The organism is Limnohabitans sp. T6-5 (genome assembly GCF_003063315.1).
In the GTDB taxonomy this organism is placed as follows: Bacteria; Pseudomonadota; Gammaproteobacteria; order Burkholderiales; family Burkholderiaceae_C; genus Limnohabitans_A.
Genome location: NZ_NERV01000003.1, coordinates 811,140 through 830,844 on the forward strand (window position 1 = coordinate 811,140; position 19,705 = coordinate 830,844).

General features: G+C 61.4%; 4 protein-coding genes. All 4 read left to right on the forward strand.

Annotated elements, in window-relative coordinates; genetic code table 11:
• Positions 1 to 48 precede the first annotated feature (48 nt).
• On the forward strand, positions 49 to 750 hold the full coding sequence (locus tag B9Z51_RS15320) for a pirin family protein (RefSeq protein WP_108376060.1): 702 nt from the start codon (positions 49 to 51) through the stop codon (positions 748 to 750).
• A 43-nt stretch (positions 751 to 793) separates the two neighbouring features.
• Positions 794 to 1,327, forward strand: a complete 534-nt coding sequence (locus B9Z51_RS15325) for a flavodoxin family protein (RefSeq protein ID WP_108375954.1) — start codon at positions 794 to 796, stop codon at positions 1,325 to 1,327.
• 197 nt (positions 1,328 to 1,524) lie between these two features.
• Positions 1,525 to 2,220, forward strand: coding sequence for a DUF599 domain-containing protein (locus B9Z51_RS15330; protein WP_108375955.1), 696 nt, complete (start codon positions 1,525 to 1,527; stop codon positions 2,218 to 2,220).
• A 309-nt stretch (positions 2,221 to 2,529) separates the two neighbouring features.
• Positions 2,530 to 19,705 (forward strand): Ig-like domain-containing protein (locus B9Z51_RS15335; RefSeq protein WP_108375956.1); only part of this gene is annotated, 17,176 nt, incomplete at its 3' end.

Consider the following 19,705-nt stretch of genomic DNA (forward strand, 5'->3'; position numbering starts at 1 on the left):
GACCCCTGCTTTCAGTACAGTCATGCACAGGCTTTCAAAGGAGATCACATGTTGACAATGCGCAAATCCACTGAACGTGGCTACGCCGACCACGGCTGGCTCAAGTCGTTTCACAGCTTTTCTTTCGCCAATTATTTCGATCCAGCCCACATGGGCTGGGGCAATTTGCGCGTCATCAACGAAGACCGCATTGCGCCCGGCACCGGTTTTGGCACCCATGGCCACCGCGACATGGAAATCATCAGCTATGTGCTCTCGGGTAACTTGGCGCACCAGGACAGCATGGGCAATGTCAAGGGCATTCCGCCCGGTGACGTGCAGCGCATGAGCGCAGGCTCAGGCGTGCGTCACAGCGAGTTCAACCACGCCCAGGGCGAGCAAACCCACTTTTTGCAGATATGGATCGAACCCAACGTGACCGGGATTGACCCAGGCTATGAGCAAAAAACCATTCCCGATGCGGCCAAGCGTGGCCAACTGGCCTTGGTGGCGGCTCCCGAAGAGGCTCAATACACAGTCATGATCCATGCCGATGCCCGCATGTATGCGGGTCTCTTCGATGGCGCCGAAACAGCGCAACTGCCTCTGGACCCCTCACGCAAGGCCTATGTTTTTTTAGTTCGCGGCAGCTTGCAGGTCAATGGTCAGCTGTTGAATGCGGGTGACGCCGCGTTGCTGCAAGCTGAGTCGTCATTGGCCTTGAGCGAAGGCCAGGACGCCGAAGTCCTGGTCTTTGACCTGAGCGCTTGATTTTTTTCTCTCAACCCCCTGTCTTTTTTAAGGAATTTTTCTCGTGGCTAAAACTGTTGTTGTTTTCCATTCCGGCTACGGCCACACCCAGCGCGTGGCCCAGTTTGTGGCCCAAGGCGCCAACGCCCAACTGGTCACCATCGATGCCGATGGCAACATTTCTGACGACGACTGGAGCGCACTGGACGCCGCCGACGCCATCATCTTTGGCTCGCCCACCTACATGGGCATGGCGTCGTGGCAGTTCAAGAAATTCGCTGACGCCTCTTCCAAGCGCTGGTTCACCGGCGCCTGGAAAGACAAAGTCGCTGGCGGCTTCACCATCTCGGCCAGCCCCAGCGGTGACAAGTTGTCCACCATCCAGTACTTCATCACACTGGCCATGCAGCAAGGCATGGTCTGGGTGGGCCAGCCGTCCATGAACGACGGCACCATCAACCGCATCGGCTCCAACTCCGGCGTGATGGCCCAAGTGGGCCCCACCAGCCCCGCCGAAGATATTCCCCAAGGTGACCTGGACACCGCCAAGGCTTACGGTGAGCGCGTTGCGGCTGTGGCCGCCAAGCTGCGGGGGTAAAAGGTTTTGTAGGTCGGTACTCGCGCGCTGTTCTTTTTAGCGCATGCCCATGTCGGGGATGAAGCCGCCGACCTACAAAAACAGTACCCGCAGGTCGGCACTCGCAGCGTCCGACGTTTTGCGTTCACCGAGACAGCACCGCATGACTTTTTGGGGTGCTCAGGTGCCAGGGGCTCCTTGCTTGCTAGGATAGACCCATGAAAATCATGACAATGTTGCCCTGGCTCGATTGGTTGGCGCTGGTGGCTTTTTTCAGTCTTTGGGTGGGTTATGCCTGGTTTGCCAAGGTGCGTGGCAAGCGTGACCAGAGCCTCATTGCCACCACCAATTTGTACCGCCAGCAATGGATGCTGCAGGCCACGGCGCGAGATCCGCGCATGCTCGATGGTCTGATCACGCAAAACCTGTCGCACACGCCATCGTTTTTTTCATCCACCACCATCATCATCATCGGCGGCTTGTTTGCCTTGTTGGGCACCACCGACAAAGCAGCAGAGCTGGTGCGCGAGATCCCGTTTGCCCAGCCCACGCCCATACTGGTGTTTGAGTTCAAGGTGCTGGTTTTGGTGGGTATCTTTGTTTACGCTTTCTTCCGTTTTTCGTGGTCCATGCGCCAGTACACCTTTGTCGCGCTGGTCATTGGGGCCATGCCACCCCCGGAGGAGTTCGATTCAGGGCGTCAGGATCGTCAGGCTGTGGCCCAGCGGGCGGGGCACCTGGTCGGTGCTGCCGCAGAGACCTTCAATGACGGTTTGCGGGCCTATTATTTTTCGTTTGCAGCCATGGCCTGGTTTTTTTCGCCTTTAGCCCTGGTCTTGGCCACAGCCTTGGTGGTTCTCATTCTTTATGGTCGCGAGTTCCGATCAGATGTATTGCTTGTCCTGCGGGACTGAGTTCTTGGATAGGCATGGCTTGCTGCTCTTGGTCTTTTTGATGCGTTGAGTTTTGGCGATGAACAAAGCCAGATGTCGTCCCCACTCATGGACGGCTCGATTTACAAACTACCCAAATTAATTTTCATTGCCTTTTTTTGCTATTTTTGGTTGTTTTGCGATATTTTTGGCAGGAGTACCCCAATTAGAGGTTTTTGATTTTCATGATTTATTGAATAATTTTTATCAAAATTTTCATTTAAATCAAAAAAATTCAGTTAAAAGTAAATTGTTTACTTTTAATGTAATTTTCTGAAAATCAGAAAAATCATGAAGTCAATCAAAATGTTGGACGCCCAAGGGCGCGTGGTTCAAAGTGCGGAGACGATCAACCGCAATGTGCGAGCCAGCAAGTCCAGCCCCGTCAGTCTTGATGCCATAGCTTCGACCAAATTGATGGTGTTGACTTTGAATGACAAGGTGTTGCCTGAAGTCGCGCCGCCACAGAAGATCCATGTTCGGCGTGTCGCCAAAAATCTGGAATTGGTGCTGGATGGCGATTTTTCTGAAGGTGCAGATTTCGTCATCAACAATTATTTTGATGTTTGCAAATCCAATGATTGCCGAATTTATGGCTATGACCAAGCGGGCAAGGTCTTGGAATACCAGGTGGCGGATGGCGTTGCTTCCAGCGCATGGAGTGCCGATTTGTTTGGCCAGACGCAAGTGCATGCCGTACCTTTGGTACCCAGTGCAGTAGCTGCCGGTGGCGGTGGAATATTTGGTTTATGGGGTTTGGTGGGAGCAGGTGGTTTATTGGCTGTTGCAGGCTTGGCTTCCAAGGGCAAATCTGATCCGGTCGCTGCGCCCAGTGCACCCCAGTTGGCGCTTTCTGCGGACACCGGGATCGCGGGGGATACAGTCACTCAGGATGCGCGGATCAATGTCAATGGTGTAGCGTCTGACGTCACGGTTTACTACAGCCTGGATCAAGGCAAAACCTGGACCACCCAGTGCACCCCAGTAGAGGGCCTCAATACTTTATGGGTTCGGGCTGAAAAAGGCGGTGTGCGCAGTGCCACGTCGACCATGGTGTTCACTTTGGATACCAAAGGCCCTGAGGCCACCATCACGATGGATAAATCCGTCTTGAAAGTGGGTGACACGGCAACAGTCACCATCACCTTCAATGAAAAAGTCACGGGTTTCAGCAAAGACGATGTCATCGCGCAGCATGGCAGTTTGGGTGATTTTGTGTCTGATGCGACTGGGCTGATTTGGACGGCGACGTTCACCCCAGAAGCGGGTTCCGACAATCTGGGGTTGAGCTTGAGTCTGCAATCGACTTACGCCGATCAAGCAGGGAATGCGGGTCATGCGGCTTCAACGACTTATGCCGTGGACACTCAACTTCCGGGTTTTACGGTCAAGCTGGATACCGCCAGCGACACCGGTCTGGTGGACGATTCGGCCACCAACGATGACACGCCGACCCTCAGCGGCACCGGCACGACAGGTGACATCATCCGCGTGACCATGCCCGGCACACTGGAAGTGCTCAGCACCACCGTGGACGCCAGTGGCCAATGGCGTGTGACGCCCACCCAATCGATAGCCAGCGGCAGCGTGAGTGTGATCGCCACCGATTCGGCTGGCAACGCCAGTCCAGCGCAAATTTTGTCATTGGTGATTGACAAGAGCATCTCGATCCCTGTGGTGAGCCTGAGCTGTGACAGTGGATTGAGCGCGACGGACAAAGTCACCAACAGTGGCGTCCTCAGTGTCCTTGCTGACGGCGGCGCTCAGCTCGAATACAGCACGGACGGCAGCAGCTGGGCGAGCACCTTCACCGCCACAGAAAGGGCAAACTCAGTCTACGTGCGCGCCACCGATGCTGCTGGCAACACGGCCACCTCGCAGCCGATGACGTTCACCCTGGACACCACAGTCCCGGTCTATCAAGTGGCACTGAGCTGTGACTCCGCTGTGCCCACAGACAAGATCACCCAAGAGGCTGTCTTGATGTTGGGGGGGGTCGAGACATCCACCTCTTTGAGTTTCAGCTCTGATGGTGGCGCTTCCTGGTCAAGCACATTTGTGCCGACCGAAGGTCACAATCTGGTGACCGTGCAGGTCAAGGATGTGGCAGGGAATGTGCGCCCCGAGGACTTTTCCTTCACAGTGGACAGTCTGCGTCCATCTGCGCCTGTCATCAGCTTGGTCAATGACAGTGGTTGGCGTGACAACGATCAGATCACGGTGGATGGGCGGATCAATATTGACTTTGATTTGGGCACCACAGTGGAGTTAAGTCTGGATGGTCAGACCTGGGTCACCACGTTTGCTGCGAATGAGGGTTTCAATACGGTCTCTGCCCGTGCCAAAGATGCTGCTGGCAATGTCAGTGAAACCAGCAGTCTGAATTTTTGGATGGACACCCAGCTGCCCGATGCACCGCTTGTGAGTTTGGTTTGTGACACCGGCAGCGATATCCCTGACCAACTGACCGCTCAGGGCTTGCTGCGTCTCAATACCCAAGATACGGACAGCCAAATCCAGTACAGCACCAATGGGGGCATCTGGACGACCACGTTCAGTGCGCACGAAGGCTTGAATCAGGTTCAGATTCGGGTCGTAGACGGTGCGGGCAATGTGGGGGCGACGACCCCTTTCAACTTCACTCTCGACACGCAAGGTCCTGACGCACCCACCGTGTTTTTGGCTTGTGATTCGGGCATTTATGAAACCGACAACATCAGCCAAGATGGCGCGCTGCTTGTCGGTTCTGTTGAGGCTGGCAGCATTTTGGAGTACAGCACAGACGGCGTGGGTTGGGCATCGACATTCGCGGCGGGTGAGGGCATCAACACCGTCAAAGTCCGCAGTGTGGATGCAGCAGGCAATGCAGGCCTTGTCGAAACGCTGGTGTTCACGGTCGATAAGCACGTCAGTCAGCCGCTTGTGACTTTGGCTTCAGACACCGCGATTTTTGGTGACAGTTTGACCCATCAGGGCGAGTTGACTGTTTCGGGGGCTGACAGTGATGCACGTCTTGAATACAGCACCAACGGTACCGACTGGTTCAACAGCTTCGTGGCGGTCGAAGGTGAAAACCGCGTGCAAGTGCGCGCTACCGACGCTGCGGGCAACACGGCAACCTCTGAGGAAATGGTGTTCACGCTGGACAGCCAGATCAGCACCTTCACCGTGGCATTGAACTGCGACAGTGGACAGGCGGCAGACAGCATCAGCCGAGAGGGCTCATTGCTGCTGAGTGGTGTAGAAGTTGGAGCGGAAGTCAGCTACAGCACCAACGGAACCATCTGGACCAGCACCTACGCAGCAGCCGAAGGCCTGAACAACGTCAAAGTGCGGGTCATGGACGCCGCAGGCAACCAACGCACACAAGATTACAGCTTCACCCTGGACCGCACAGCGCCTACCCCAGCCGTGCTCACCCTGGTGTGCGACAGCGGCAGCCAAGGCGCAGACAAACTCAGCAACAACGGCGCGATCAACGTCGCCGCCGAAACCGGTGCCACGCTGGAATACAGCACCAACGGCACAGTCTGGGGCAGTACGTTTGCAGCCGCAGAAGGCGCCAACACGGTGAGCGTGCGTGTGACCGACAAAGCGGGCAACGTCAGCAGCACCTCCAGCCTGAACTTCACGCTGGACAGCGCAGCCCCTGCGGCCGCCAGCGTTGGCTTGGTGTGCGACAGCGGCCTGAACGTTTTGGCCAACAGCGACAAAGTCAGCCACACCGGCACACTGGCCGTGCAGACGGCAGAAACAGCAGGGCTGATTGAATACAGCACCAACGGCGTGAACTGGGCCACCACGTTTGCAGCTGCCGAAGGCGTGAACAACGTCAAAGTGCGCGTGACCGATGCCGCAGGCAACACCGGGGCCGTGGCCACCTACAGCTTCACCCTGGACACCCAAGCACCCGATGCACCCGTACTGAGCTTGGTGTGCGACAGCGGCGCGTTGGGCACCGACAAGATCACCCAAGACGGCCGCTACAGCGTCACGACCTCGGAAGTGGGCGCCACGCTGCAATACAGCACAGACGGCGTTGGGTGGGGCACCACCTTCACAGCAGCCGAAGGCAGCAACACCGTCAAGGCGCGGGTCATCGATGCTGCAGGCAATGCAGGCGCCGCCGGTACCTTGATCTTCACGCTTGACACCAGCATCAGCAAACCCACCGTGGCCCTCAGCTGCGACAGCGGCACCAGCAGCAGCGACAGCATCACCCGCAACGGTGCCCTGAACCTGAACAACGTGGACAGCGACGCGCAGGTGCAATACAGCACCGACGGCCAAACCTGGACCAGCAGCTTCACGGCCGTGGAAGGCACCAACAGCGTGACCCTCAAAGTCACGGACGCAGCGGGCAACGTGGCCACGTCAGATGCGCTGAGCTTCATCCTGAATGCCGCAGACCCTGTGTTCACGGCTCAACTGGATTCGTCCAGCAACAGCGGCAGCCAGACAGACCTGCTGACCAACGACTTGACGCCCACCATCAGTGGCACCGGCACGACGGGCGACATCATCCGTGTGACCATGCCCGGCACGGGCGAGATATTGAGCACGACGGTGGACGCCGATGGCGCCTGGAGCGTGACCGCCAGCACCGATGTGGCCAGCGGCACGGTCAGCGTGACTGCGACCAATGCCGCAGGCGTGGTGAGTGCCGCCAAGACACTGACGTTGCAAATCGACGCCAGCATCACCACCCCCGTGATCAGCCTGATCAGCGACAGCGGATCCAACACCACAGACAAAGTCACCAGCAACGGCGCCATCGGCATCACTTCAGACAGCGACAGCCTGCTGGAATACAGCACCAACGGCACAAGCTGGAGCACCACGTTCACAGCCGCAGAAGGCGCCAACACGGTCCAAGTGCGCGCCACCGACGCTGCAGGCAATGTGGCCACCTCGGCTGCATTCAGCTTCACGCTGGACAGCCAAACCAGCGCCTTCACAGTGGCGCTCAGCTGCGACAGCGGCACAGCAGGCGATAAAGTCAGCCGAGATGGCACCCTGGTCATCACCGGCGCAGAAGCCGGAGCCAGTATCGAATACAGCACCAATGGCAGCACCTGGACCAGCACCTACACAGCAGCCGAAGGCCTGAACACCGTCAAGGTGCGGGTCATGGACGCCGCAGGCAACCAGCGCACCCAAGACTACAGCTTCACCCTGGACAGCACAGCGCCCACAGCGGCCGTGCTCACCCTGGTGTGCGACAGCGGCAGCCAAGGCGCTGACCAACTCACCAACAACGGCGCCATCAATGTCGCCGCCGAAGCCGGTGCCACCCTCGAATACAGCACCAACGGCACAAGCTGGGGCAGCACCTTTGCAGCCGCAGAAGGCGCCAACACGGTGAGCGTGCGCGTCACCGACAAAGCGGGCAACGTCAGCAGCACCTCCAGCCTGAGCTTCACGCTGGACAGCGCAGCGCCCGTGGCCCCCACAGTAGGTCTGGTCTGCGACAGCGGCACCATCAGTGGGGCAGGCACCGACAAAATCACGAACTCAGGCACCCTGAGCCTGAGCAGCGTAGAAGCAGGCGGCCAGCTTGAATACAGCACCAACGGCGTGAACTGGGTCACCACGTTCGCCGCCGCCGAAGGCGCCAACAACGTGCAAGTGCGCGTGACCGATGCCGCAGGCAACACCGGGGCCGTGGCCACCTACAGCTTCACCCTGGACACCCAAGCACCCGATGCGCCCGTCCTTGGACTGGTGTGCGACAGCGGCACCTTGGGCACCGACAAAATCACACAAACCGGCAGCCTCACCGCGTCCTCACTGGAAGCGGGTGCCACGCTCCAATACAGCAGCAATGGCTCAGCCTGGGGCACCACGTTTGCAGCCGGTGAGGGCAGCAACACTGTCAACGCACGCGTGGTCGATGCTGCAGGCAACACCGGAGCGGCCAGCCAACTGGTGTTCACCGTGGACACCCAGATCGTCAAACCGATCCTGACCCTGGCTTCCGACACCGGCACCCCGGGCGATCTGGTCACCATCGACGCCAGCCTGAACGCCCCCGGCAGCGCCACCGGCTCGGCCATCGAAGCCGGTGCCGTGGTCGAATACAGCACCAACGCCAGCAGCTGGACCAACACCTACAGCGCCATAGAAGGCAGCAACACCGTCTACGCACGGGTCCGGGACGAGGCAGGCAACATCGCCGTCTCCGACGTCCTCAAATTTGTGCTCAACACCAAAGCAGGCACCTTCACCGCGGGCCTGGACAACAACAGCAACAGCGGCGCCCTGACGGACCTGAGTACCTACTACGACACCCCCACCATCACCGGCAGCGGCGCAGAAGGCGACCGCATCAAAGTGACCATGCCCGGCACCGGCGAAGTGCTCACCACCGTGGTCGACAACAACGGCCTGTGGTCCGTCACGCCCACGCTGGCCATTGCCTCGGGCAATGTGCAAATCGAACGCACCTTGCAAGCGGGCAACTCGGTGGACGCCACCATCAACCTGGCGGTGGTCATCGACCAAACCGTGGCCTCACCCTCCGTCAGCTTGCTGTGCGACACCGGGCGCAGCCAAAGCGACAAGATCAGCACCGTAGGCAACCTGAACATTGGGCTCATCGAAACAGACGCCTTGGTCGAATACAGCACTGACGGCAGCACCTGGAGCAACACCTTCACGGCGCAAGAAGGCGCCAACACCGTGCAAGTGCGCCAAACCGACAAAGCCAACAACACCAGCACCCCCACCGTGTTCAGCTTCACGGTGGACACCGGCAAACCCGTGCCCACCGTCAGCATCACGCCCATTGGCGGCGACGATGCCGTGGGCCCGGCCGATGCGGCCAACCCGCAAACCACCATCACCGGCTCTGCGCTGCAAGCCAGCGAAGGCGATCTGGTGCAAATTGCCGTGAACGGCCACACCTTCAGCGGCACGGTCAACGCCGTGGGCAGCTACAACATCGGCATCGACACGGCCGACCTGGTGGCCGACTCGGACAAAACACTGGAAGTGCTGCTCAACGCCAGCGATGCCGCAGGCAACCAAGCCAGCACCTCGGCCAGCCGCAGCTACAGCGTGGACACTGCGGCGCCGCAAGTGCAAAGCATCGCGCTGGATAAAACACTGCTCAAAGCAGGCGACAGCGCCACCGTCACCATCCGCTTCTCCGAGAAAGTGATCGCCTTTGATGTGGGCGATCTGGTGGCCGACAACGCCAGCCTGAGCGACCTGGCCACAGCCGACGACGGCCTGACCTGGACGGCCACCCTGGTGGCCAACAGCAGCATCGAAGACACCAGCAACCTGGTGCAACTGTCGGCCACCTACACCGACACTGCAGGCAACGTGGGCACCGCAGGCACGAGCGGCAACTACAGCCTGGACACCAAAGCACCGACGGCCACCATCAAACTGGCCGACGAAGCCCTGCAAGCGGGCGAAACCACCACGCTGACCATCACCTTCAGCGAAAAAGTGCAAGACTTTGGCAATGCCGATGTCACCGTGCAAAACGGCACATTGGGCACGCTGGTCAGCAGCGACGGCATCGTCTGGACGGGCACCTACACCCCCAGCGTCAACCTTGAAGACACCACCAACGTCATCACGCTGGCCAACACCTACAGCGACCTGATTGGCAACGCCGGAGCCGTGGGCACCAGCGGCAACTACAGCGTGGACACCAAGGCCCCCTCGGCCACCGTCACCCTCCAAGACACCCAAGGCGCGGCCATCACCAGCCTCACGGCAGGACAAAGCGCCAACCTCACGATCACCTTCAGCGAAGCGGTCAAAGACTTCAGCAACGCCGACGTCATGGCCCCCAACGGCACACTGAGCACCCTGGCCAGCACCGACGGCGGCACCACCTGGACCGCCACGTTCACGCCCAACGCCAACGTGGAAGTCGCGGCCAACAGCATCAGCGTCAACCCCGGCGCCTACAGCGACCTGGCCGGTAACGCAGGCTCAGCCGCATCCAGCGCCAACTACGCGGTGGACACCCAAGGCCCCACAGCCAGCATCACGCTGAGCGACAACGCGCTGACGGCAGGCGAGAGCGCGCAAGTCACCATCAGCTTCAGCGAAAAAGTCACTGGCTTTGACAACACTGATGTGACGGTCGAGAACGGCACGCTCACCACCCTGGCCACCACAGACGGCGGCAAGACCTGGAGCGGCACCTTCACGCCCACGGCAGGCACGGCAGACGCCAGCAACCTCATGAGCGTGGCCAACAGCTACACCGACGTGGCGGGCAACCAAGGCGCCAGCACCAGCAGCGCCAACTACGCGATTGACCTCAAAGCGCCAACGGCCAGCATCGCCTTGAGCGACAACGCCCTCAAAGCAGGCGAGAGCGCCACGGTGACCATCACCTTCAGCGAGAAAGTCAAAGACTTCAGCAACGCGGACATCACGGCGCCCAACGGGGCTTTGAGCAGCTTCACCGCCAGCGCAGACGGCCTGATCTGGACAGCCACCTTCACGCCGAGCGTGGACACCGAAGCAGCCAGCAACACGCTGAGCCTGAGCACGGCCTACACCGACGAAGCGGGCAACACAGGCACAGTGGCCACAGCCTCGTACGCCGTGGACACCAAGGCTCCGAGCTTCACCGTCATGCTCGATGATGCGAGCAACAGCGGCGCTTTGTCAGACCGCCTGACCAACGTCAACATGCCCACGATCAGTGGCACGGGAACGACGGATGATGTGATTCAAGTGACCATGCCCGGCACCAACGAAGTGCTGAGCACCACGGTGGCTGCAGACGGCAGCTGGAGCGTCACGCCAACCCTGGTGATCGCCAGCGGCAGCGTGAGCATCATCGCCACCGATCCGGCAGGCAACACCAGTGCAGCGCAGACACTGCCTCTGCTGATCGACGCCAGCATCACCACACCGCTCATCAGCCTGATCAGCGACAGCGGATCGGACAGCACAGACAAAGTCACCAGCAACGGCGCCATCGGCATCACTTCAGACAGCGACAGCCAGCTGGAATACAGCACCAACGGTACGACCTGGGGCACCACCTTCACGGCGACGGAAGGGGCCAACACGGTCCAAGTGCGTGCCACCGACGCCGCAGGCAACGTGGCCACCTCCAGCACCTTCAGCTTCACGCTGGACAGCCAAACCAGCGCCTTCACAGTCGCCTTGAGCTGCGACAGCGGCTCGGCCAGCGACAAAGTCAGCCGTGACGTCACCTTGGTCATCACGGGCGCAGAAGCCGGGGCTGACATCAGCTACAGCACCAATGGCAGCACCTGGACCAGCACCTACGCAGCAGCCGAAGGCTTGAACAACGTCAAAGTGCGGGTCATGGACGCGGCAGGCAACCAGCGCACCCAAGACTACAGCTTCACCCTGGACAGCACCGCGCCCACCCCAGCGGTGCTCACCCTGGTGTGTGACAGCGGCAGTCAAGGCGCAGACCAACTCACGAACAACGGCGCCATCAACGTGGCCGCCGAAGCCGGTGCCACCCTCGAATACAGCACCAACGGCACAAGCTGGGGCAGCACCTTTGCAGCCGTAGAAGGCGCCAACACCGTCCGCGTGCGCGTCACGGACAAAGCAGGCAACGTCAGCGAGCCATCGAGCCTGAGCTTCACCTTGGACAGCGCAGCTCCCGTGGCGCCCACCGTGGGCCTGGTGTGCGACAGCGGCAGCATCACTGGCGCGGGCACAGACAAACTCAGCAACATCGGCACGCTCAGTCTCAGCAGCGTAGAAGCAGGCGGCCAGCTCGAATACAGCATCAACGGCGTGAACTGGGCCACCACCTTTGCAGCCGCAGAGGGGGCCAACAACGTGCAAGTGCGCGTGACGGATGCCGCTGGCAACCTGGGCGCAGTCACAAATTACAGCTTCACCCTGGACACACGGGCGCCCGATGCGCCTGTCCTTGGCCTGGTGTGCGACAGCGGCGCTTTGGGCACCGACAAGATCACCAACGATGGCATCTACAGCGTCACGACCTCGGAAGCAGGCGCCACGCTGCAATACAGCACAGACGGCGTCGCCTGGGGCACCACGTTCACAGCCGCCGAAGGCAGCAACACCGTCAAGGCGCGGGTCCTTGACGCGGCAGGCAATGCAGGCACTGCCAGCACGCTGAGCTTCACGCTGGACACCGGCATCAGCAAACCCACCGTGGCCCTGAGCTGCGACAGCGGAGTCAGCAGCAGCGATGGCATCACCCGCAACGGCGCGCTGAACCTGAACAACGTGGACAGCGACGCGCAGGTGCAATACAGCACCGACGGACAAACCTGGACCAGCAGCTTCACAGCCGTGGAAGGTGCCAACAGTGTGACCCTCAAGGTCACGGACGCAGCGGGCAATGTGGCCACCTCAGATGCACTGAGCTTCACACTGAACGCAGCAGACGCGGTGTTCACCGCCCAGCTGGACCTGTCCAGCAACAGCGGCAGCCAGACCGACCTGCTGACCCAGGACCTGACCCCCACGATCAGCGGCACGGGCACAGAGGGCGACATCATCCGTGTGACCATGCCCGGCACGGGCGAGATATTGAGCACGACGGTGGACGCAGACGGCAAGTGGAGCGTGACCGCCAGCACCGACATCGCCAGCGGCACGGTCAGCGTGACTGCAAGCAACGCGGCAGGCGTGGTGAGCGCAGCCAAAACACTGGCCTTGCAAATCGACGCCAGCATCGCCACCCCGGTGATCAGTCTGATCAGCGACACTGGATCGAACAGCACAGACAAAGTCACCAGCAACGGCGCCTTCAGCGTCAGCGCAGACAGCGACAGCCTGCTGGAATACAGCACCAACGGCACAAGCTGGAGCACCACGTTCACAGCCGCAGAAGGCGCCAACACCGTGCAAGTGCGCGCTACGGATGCCGCAGGCAATGTGGCCCCCTCCAGCGCCTTCAGCTTCACCCTGGACAGCCAAACCAGCGCCTTCACCGTCGCCTTGAGTTGCGACAGCGGTACAGCGGGCGACAAACTCAGCCGCGACGCCACCCTGGTCATCACCGGCGCAGAAACCGGTGCAGACATCAGCTACAGCACCAACGGCAGCACCTGGACCAGCACCTATGCCGCCACCGAAGGCCTGAATACCGTCAAAGTGCGGGTCATGGACGCGGCAGGCAACCAGCGCACCCAAGACTACAGCTTCACCCTGGACAGCACCGCGCCAACCCCGGCCGTGCTCACCCTGGTGTGCGACAGCGGCAGCCAAGCGGGCGACCGACTCACCCACAACGGCGCCATCAACGTGGCCGCCGAAGCTGGCGCCACCTTGGAATACAGCACCAACGGCAGCAGCTGGGGCAGCACCTTTGCAGCCGCAGAAGGCGCCAACACCGTCAGCGTGCGCGTCACCGACAAAGCAGGCAACGTCAGCGAGGCATCGAGCCTGAGCTTCACCCTGGACAGTGCAGCCCCCACAGCCCCCACCGTGGGCCTGGTGTGCGACAGCGGCAGCATCACTGGCGCAGGCACCGACAAACTCAGCAACATCGGCACCCTGAGTCTCAGCAGCGTAGAAGCGGGCGGCCAGCTGGAATACAGCACCAACGGCGTGAACTGGGCCACCACCTTTGCAGCCGCAGAGGGTGCCAACAACGTGCAAGTGCGCGTGACGGATGCAGCAGGCAACCTGGGCGCAGTCACAAATTACAGCTTCACCTTGGACACCCAAGCGCCCGATGCGCCTGTCCTTGGCCTGGTGTGCGACAGCGGCGCTTTGGGCACCGACAAGATCACCAACGATGGCATCTACAGCGTCACGACCTCGGAAGCAGGCGCCACGCTGCAATACAGCACAGACGGCGTCGCCTGGGGCACCACGTTCACAGCCGCCGAAGGCAGCAACACCGTCAAGGCGCGGGTCCTTGACGCGGCAGGCAATGCAGGCACTGCCAGCACGCTGAGCTTCACGCTGGACACCGGCATCAGCAAACCCACCGTGGCCCTGAGCTGCGACAGCGGAGTCAGCAGCAGCGATGGCATCACCCGCAACGGCGCGCTGAACCTGAACAATGTGGACAGCGACGCGCAGGTGCAATACAGCACCGACGGACAAACCTGGACCAGCAGCTTCACAGCGGTGGAGGGCGCCAACAGCGTGACCGTCAAAGTCACGGACGCAGCTGGCAACGTGGCCACCTCGGACACGCTGAGCTTCACACTGAACGCAGCAGACGCGGTGTTCACCGCCCAACTGGACCTGTCCAGCAACAGCGGCAGCCCAACAGACCTGCTGACCCAGGACCTGACCCCCACGGTCAGCGGCACGGGCACAGAGGGCGACATCATCCGTGTGATCATGCCCGGCACAGGCGAGATCTTGAGCACGGCAGTGGACGCCAGTGGCGCCTGGAGCGTGACCGCCAGCACCGATGTGGCCAGCGGCGCCGTCAGCGTGACTGCGACCAATGCCGCAGGCGTGGTGAGTGCCGCCAAGACACTGACGTTGCAAATCGACGCCAGCATCACCACTCCAGTGTTCAGCCTGGCCAGCGACACTGGATCGAACAGCACAGACAAAGTCACCAGCAACGGCGCCTTCAGCGTCAGCGCAGACAGCGACAGCCTGCTGGAATACAGCACCAACGGCACAACGTGGACCAGCACCTTTGCAGCCGCAGAAGGCGCCAACACCGTGCAAGTGCGCGCCACCGACGCCGCAGGCAACGTGGCCACCTCCAGCGCCTTCAGCTTCACGCTGGACAGCCAAACCAGCGCCTTCACAGTCGCCTTGAGCTGCGACAGCGGCACCACAGGCGACAAAGTCAGCCGTGACGCCACCCTGGTCATCACCGGCGCAGAAGCCGGGGCCGACATCAGCTACAGCACCAATGGCAGCACCTGGACCAGCACCTACGCAGCAGCCGAAGGCCTGAACAACGTCAAAGTGCGGGTCATGGACGCCGCAGGCAACCAACGCACACAAGACTACAGCTTCACCCTGGACAGCACCGAGCCAACCCCAGCGGTGCTCACCCTGGTGTGTGACAGCGGCAGTCAAGGCGCAGACCAACTCACGAACAACGGCGCCATCAACGTGGCCGCCGAAGCCGGTGCCACCCTCGAATACAGCACCAACGGCAGCAGCTGGGGCAGCACCTTTGCAGCCGCAGAAGGCGCCAACACCGTCAGCGTGCGCGTCACCGACAAAGCAGGCAACGTCAGCGAGGCATCGAGCCTGAGCTTCACCCTGGACAGTGCAGCCCCCACAGCCCCCACCGTGGGCCTGGTGTGCGACAGCGGCAGCATCACTGGCGCAGGCACCGACAAACTCAGCAACATCGGCACCCTGAGTCTCAGCAGCGTAGAAGCGGGCGGCCAGCTGGAATACAGCACCAACGGCGTGAACTGGGCCACCACCTTTGCAGCCGCAGAGGGGGCCAACAACGTGCAAGTGCGCGTGACGGATGCCGCTGGCAACCTGGGCGCAGTCACAAATTACAGCTTCACCCTGGACACGCGGGCGCCCGATGCGCCTGTCCTTGGCCTGGTGTGCGACAGCGGCGCTTTGGGCACCGACAAGATCACCAACGATAGCCGCTATAGCGTCACGACCTCGGAAGCAGGCGCCACGTTGCAATACAGCACAGACGGCGTCGGGTGGGGCACCACCTTCACAGCCGCCGAAGGCAGCAACACCCTCAAGGCGCGGGTCCTGGACGCAGCAGGCAATGCAGGCACTGCCAGCACGCTGAGCTTCACGCTGGACACCGGCATCAGCAAACCCACCGTGGCCCTGAGCTGCGACAGCGGAGTCAGCAGCAGCGATGGCATCACCCGCAACGGCGCACTGAATCTGAACAACGTGGACAGCGACGCCCAAGTGCAATACAGCACCGACGGTCAAACCTGGACCAGCAGCTTCACGGCGGTGGAGGGCGCCAACAGCGTGACCCTCAAGGTGACAGACGCAGCAGGCAATGTGGCCACCTCAGATGCACTGAGCTTCACGCTGAACACGGCTGAAGCGGTGTTCACCGCCCAGCTGGACCTGTCCAGCAACAGCGGCAGCCCCACAGACCTGTTGACCCAGGACTTGACCCCCACGATCAGCGGCACGGGCACCACGGGCGACATCATCCGTGTGACCATGCCCGTCACAGGTGAGATCCTGAGCACGACAGTGGCCGCAGACGGCAAGTGGAGCGTGACCGCCAGCACCGACATCGCCAGCGGCACGGTCAGCGTGACTGCAAGCAACGCGGCAGGCGTGGTGAGCGCAGCCAAAACACTGGCCTTGCAAATCGACGCCAGCATCGCCACCCCGGTGATCAGTCTGATCAGCGACACTGGATCGAACAGCACAGACAAAGTCACCAGCAACGGCGCCTTCAGCGTCAGCGCAGACAGCGACAGCCTGCTGGAATACAGCACCAACGGCACAAGCTGGAGCACCACGTTCACAGCCGCAGAAGGCGCCAACACCGTGCAAGTGCGCGCTACGGACGCCGCAGGCAACGTGGCCACCTCCAGCGCCTTCAGCTTCACGCTGGACAGCCAAACCAGCGCCTTCACCGTGGCCCTGAGCTGCGACAGCGGCACAGCGGCCGACAAACTCAGCCGCGACGCCACCCTGGTCATCACCGGCGCAGAAACCGGTGCAGACATCAGCTACAGCACCAACGGCAGCACCTGGACCAGCACCTACACGGCAGCCGAAGGCCTGAATACCGTCAAAGTGCGGGTCATGGACGCCGCAGGCAACCAGCGCACGCAAGACTACAGCTTCACCCTGGACAGCACAGCGCCCACCCCAGCCGTGCTCACCCTGGTGTGCGACAGCGGCAGCCAGTCAGCTGACAAACTCAGCAACAACGGCGCGATCAACGTCGCTGCTGAAGCCGGTGCCACGCTGGAATACAGCACCAACGGCACAGTCTGGGGCAGTACGTTTGCAGCCGCAGAAGGCGCCAACACGGTCAGCGTGCGTGTGACCGACAAAGCGGGCAACGTCAGCAGCACCTCCAGCCTGAGCTTCACGCTGGACAGCGCATCCCCCGCAGCGCCCACCGTGGGCCTGGTGTGCGACAGCGGCACCATCACCGGCGCAGGCACCGACAAGATCACCAACGTGGGAACGCTCAGCCTGAGCAGCGTCGAAGCAGGCGGCCAACTCGAATACAGCACCAACGGCGTGAACTGGGCCACCACCTTTGCAGCGGCTGAAGGCGTCAACAATGTGCAAGTGCGCGTCACAGATGCCGCAGGCAACCTGGGCGCAGTCACCACCTACAGCTTCACCCTGGACACCCAAGCACCCGATGCACCCGTCTTGGGGCTTGTGTGCGACAGCGGCGCGTTGGGCACCGACAAGATCACCCAAGATGGCCGCTACAGCGTCACGACCTTGGAAGTGGGCGCCACGCTGCAATACAGCACAGACGGCGTAGCTTGGGGCACCACCTTCACAGCTGCCGAAGGCAGCAACACCGTCAAGGCGCGTGTCCTCGATGCCGCAGGCAATGCAGGCGTCGCCAGTACCCTGAGCTACTCGCTTGACACCAGCATCAGCAAACCCACCGTGGCCCTCAGCTGCGACAGCGGCACCAGCAGCAGCGACAGCATCACCCGCAACGGTGCCCTGAACCTGAACAACGTGGACAGCGACGCGCAGGTGCAATACAGCACCGACGGCCAAACCTGGACCAGCAGCTTCACGGCCGTGGAAGGCGCCAACAGCGTGACCCTCAAAGTCACGGACGCAGCGGGCAACGTGGCCACGTCAGATGCGCTGAGCTTCATCCTGAATGCCGCAGACCCTGTGTTCACGGCTCAACTGGATTCGTCCAGCAACAGCGGCAGCCAGACAGACCTGCTGACCAACGACTTGACGCCCACCATCAGTGGCACCGGCACGACGGGCGACATCATCCGTGTGACCATGCCCGGCACGGGCGAGATATTGAGCACGACGGTGGACGCCGATGGCGCCTGGAGCGTGACCGCCAGCACCGATGTGGCCAGCGGCACGGTCAGCGTGACCGCGACCAGCGCCGCAGGTGTGGTGAGTGCAGCCAAAACATTAGCCCTGCTGATGGACAAGGTGGTGGCCACACCCACCATCGCTTTGGTGTGCGACAGCGGCGCCAGTGCCAGCGACAAAGTCAGCCGAGTCGGCAGCATTGTGGCGGGCAACCTGGAAGCCGGTGCCAGCCTCGAATACAGCACCAACGGCACTGACTGGGCAACGACTTTCGTGGCCACTGAAGGCGACAACACCGTGAGCGTGCGCCAGACCGACACGGCAGGCAACGTGAGTGCAGCCAGCACGCTGAGCTTTACCCTGGACACCACCGCCCCAGCGCCTGCGGTCAGCATCAACGCCATCGGTGGCGACGACGCCTTGAGCCCCGCTGACGCCGTGCAAACCCACACCGGCATCACCGGCAGCGTCACCGACGCCCGCGAAGGCGATGTGGTCAAAGTGCTGGTCAACGGTCAAACCTTCAGCGCGACGGTGGATGCACTGGGTCATTACAGCGTGAGCGTGGCCACGGCCGATCTGATTGCCGACCAAGGCAGCGCCATCGAAGTGGTGCTGACAGCCAGCGATGCAGCAGGCAACACACAAATCGTTTCGGACACCCGAACCTACGCCGTGGACGTCACCGCGCCCACCGTGCAAAGTATCGTGCTGGACAAGAGCGCCCTCAAAGTGGGCGACAGCGCCACCGTCACCATCACCTTCAGCGAAAAAGTCAAAGCCTTTGACCTGTCAGACCTGACGGCCGACCAAGCCACGCTGAGCAACCTGGCCACCGCCGATGGCGGCCTGACCTGGACCGCCACACTCACGCCTACAGTAGGCATCGAAGACACCAGCAACCTCATCCAAGTGCTGGCCAACTACACCGACCTGTCGGGCAATGTGGGCACAGCAGGCGCGAGCAACAACTACAGTGTCGAGACCAAAGCGCCGACGGCCACCATCAAACTGGCCGACGAAGCCCTGCAAGCGGGCGAGACCACCACGCTGACCATCACCTTCAGCGAGAAGGTGCAAGACTTTGGCAACGCGGATGTCACGGTGCAAAACGGCACACTGGGCACCTTGGTCAGTACCGACGGCATCGTCTGGACCGGCACCTACACGCCCAACGTCAACACAGAAAGCCCCCTCAACGCCATCAGCCTGGCAGGCAGCTACAGCGACCTGATCGGCAACGCCGGTACCGTGGGCACCAGCGGCAACTACAGCGTGGACACCAAAGCCCCCTCGGCCAGCGTCACCCTGACCGACAGCGCCAACGCAGCCCTCACCAGCCTGACCGCAGGCCAAAGCGCCAAGCTCACCATCACCTTCAGCGAAGCCGTCAAAGACTTAAGCAACGCCGATATCACAGCGCCCAACGGCACGCTCAGCACCCTGGCCAGCACCGACGGCGGCACCACCTGGACAGCGACGTTTACGCCCAATGCCAATGTGGAAGTGGCCGCCAACAGCATCAGCGTGAACCCCGGCGTCTACA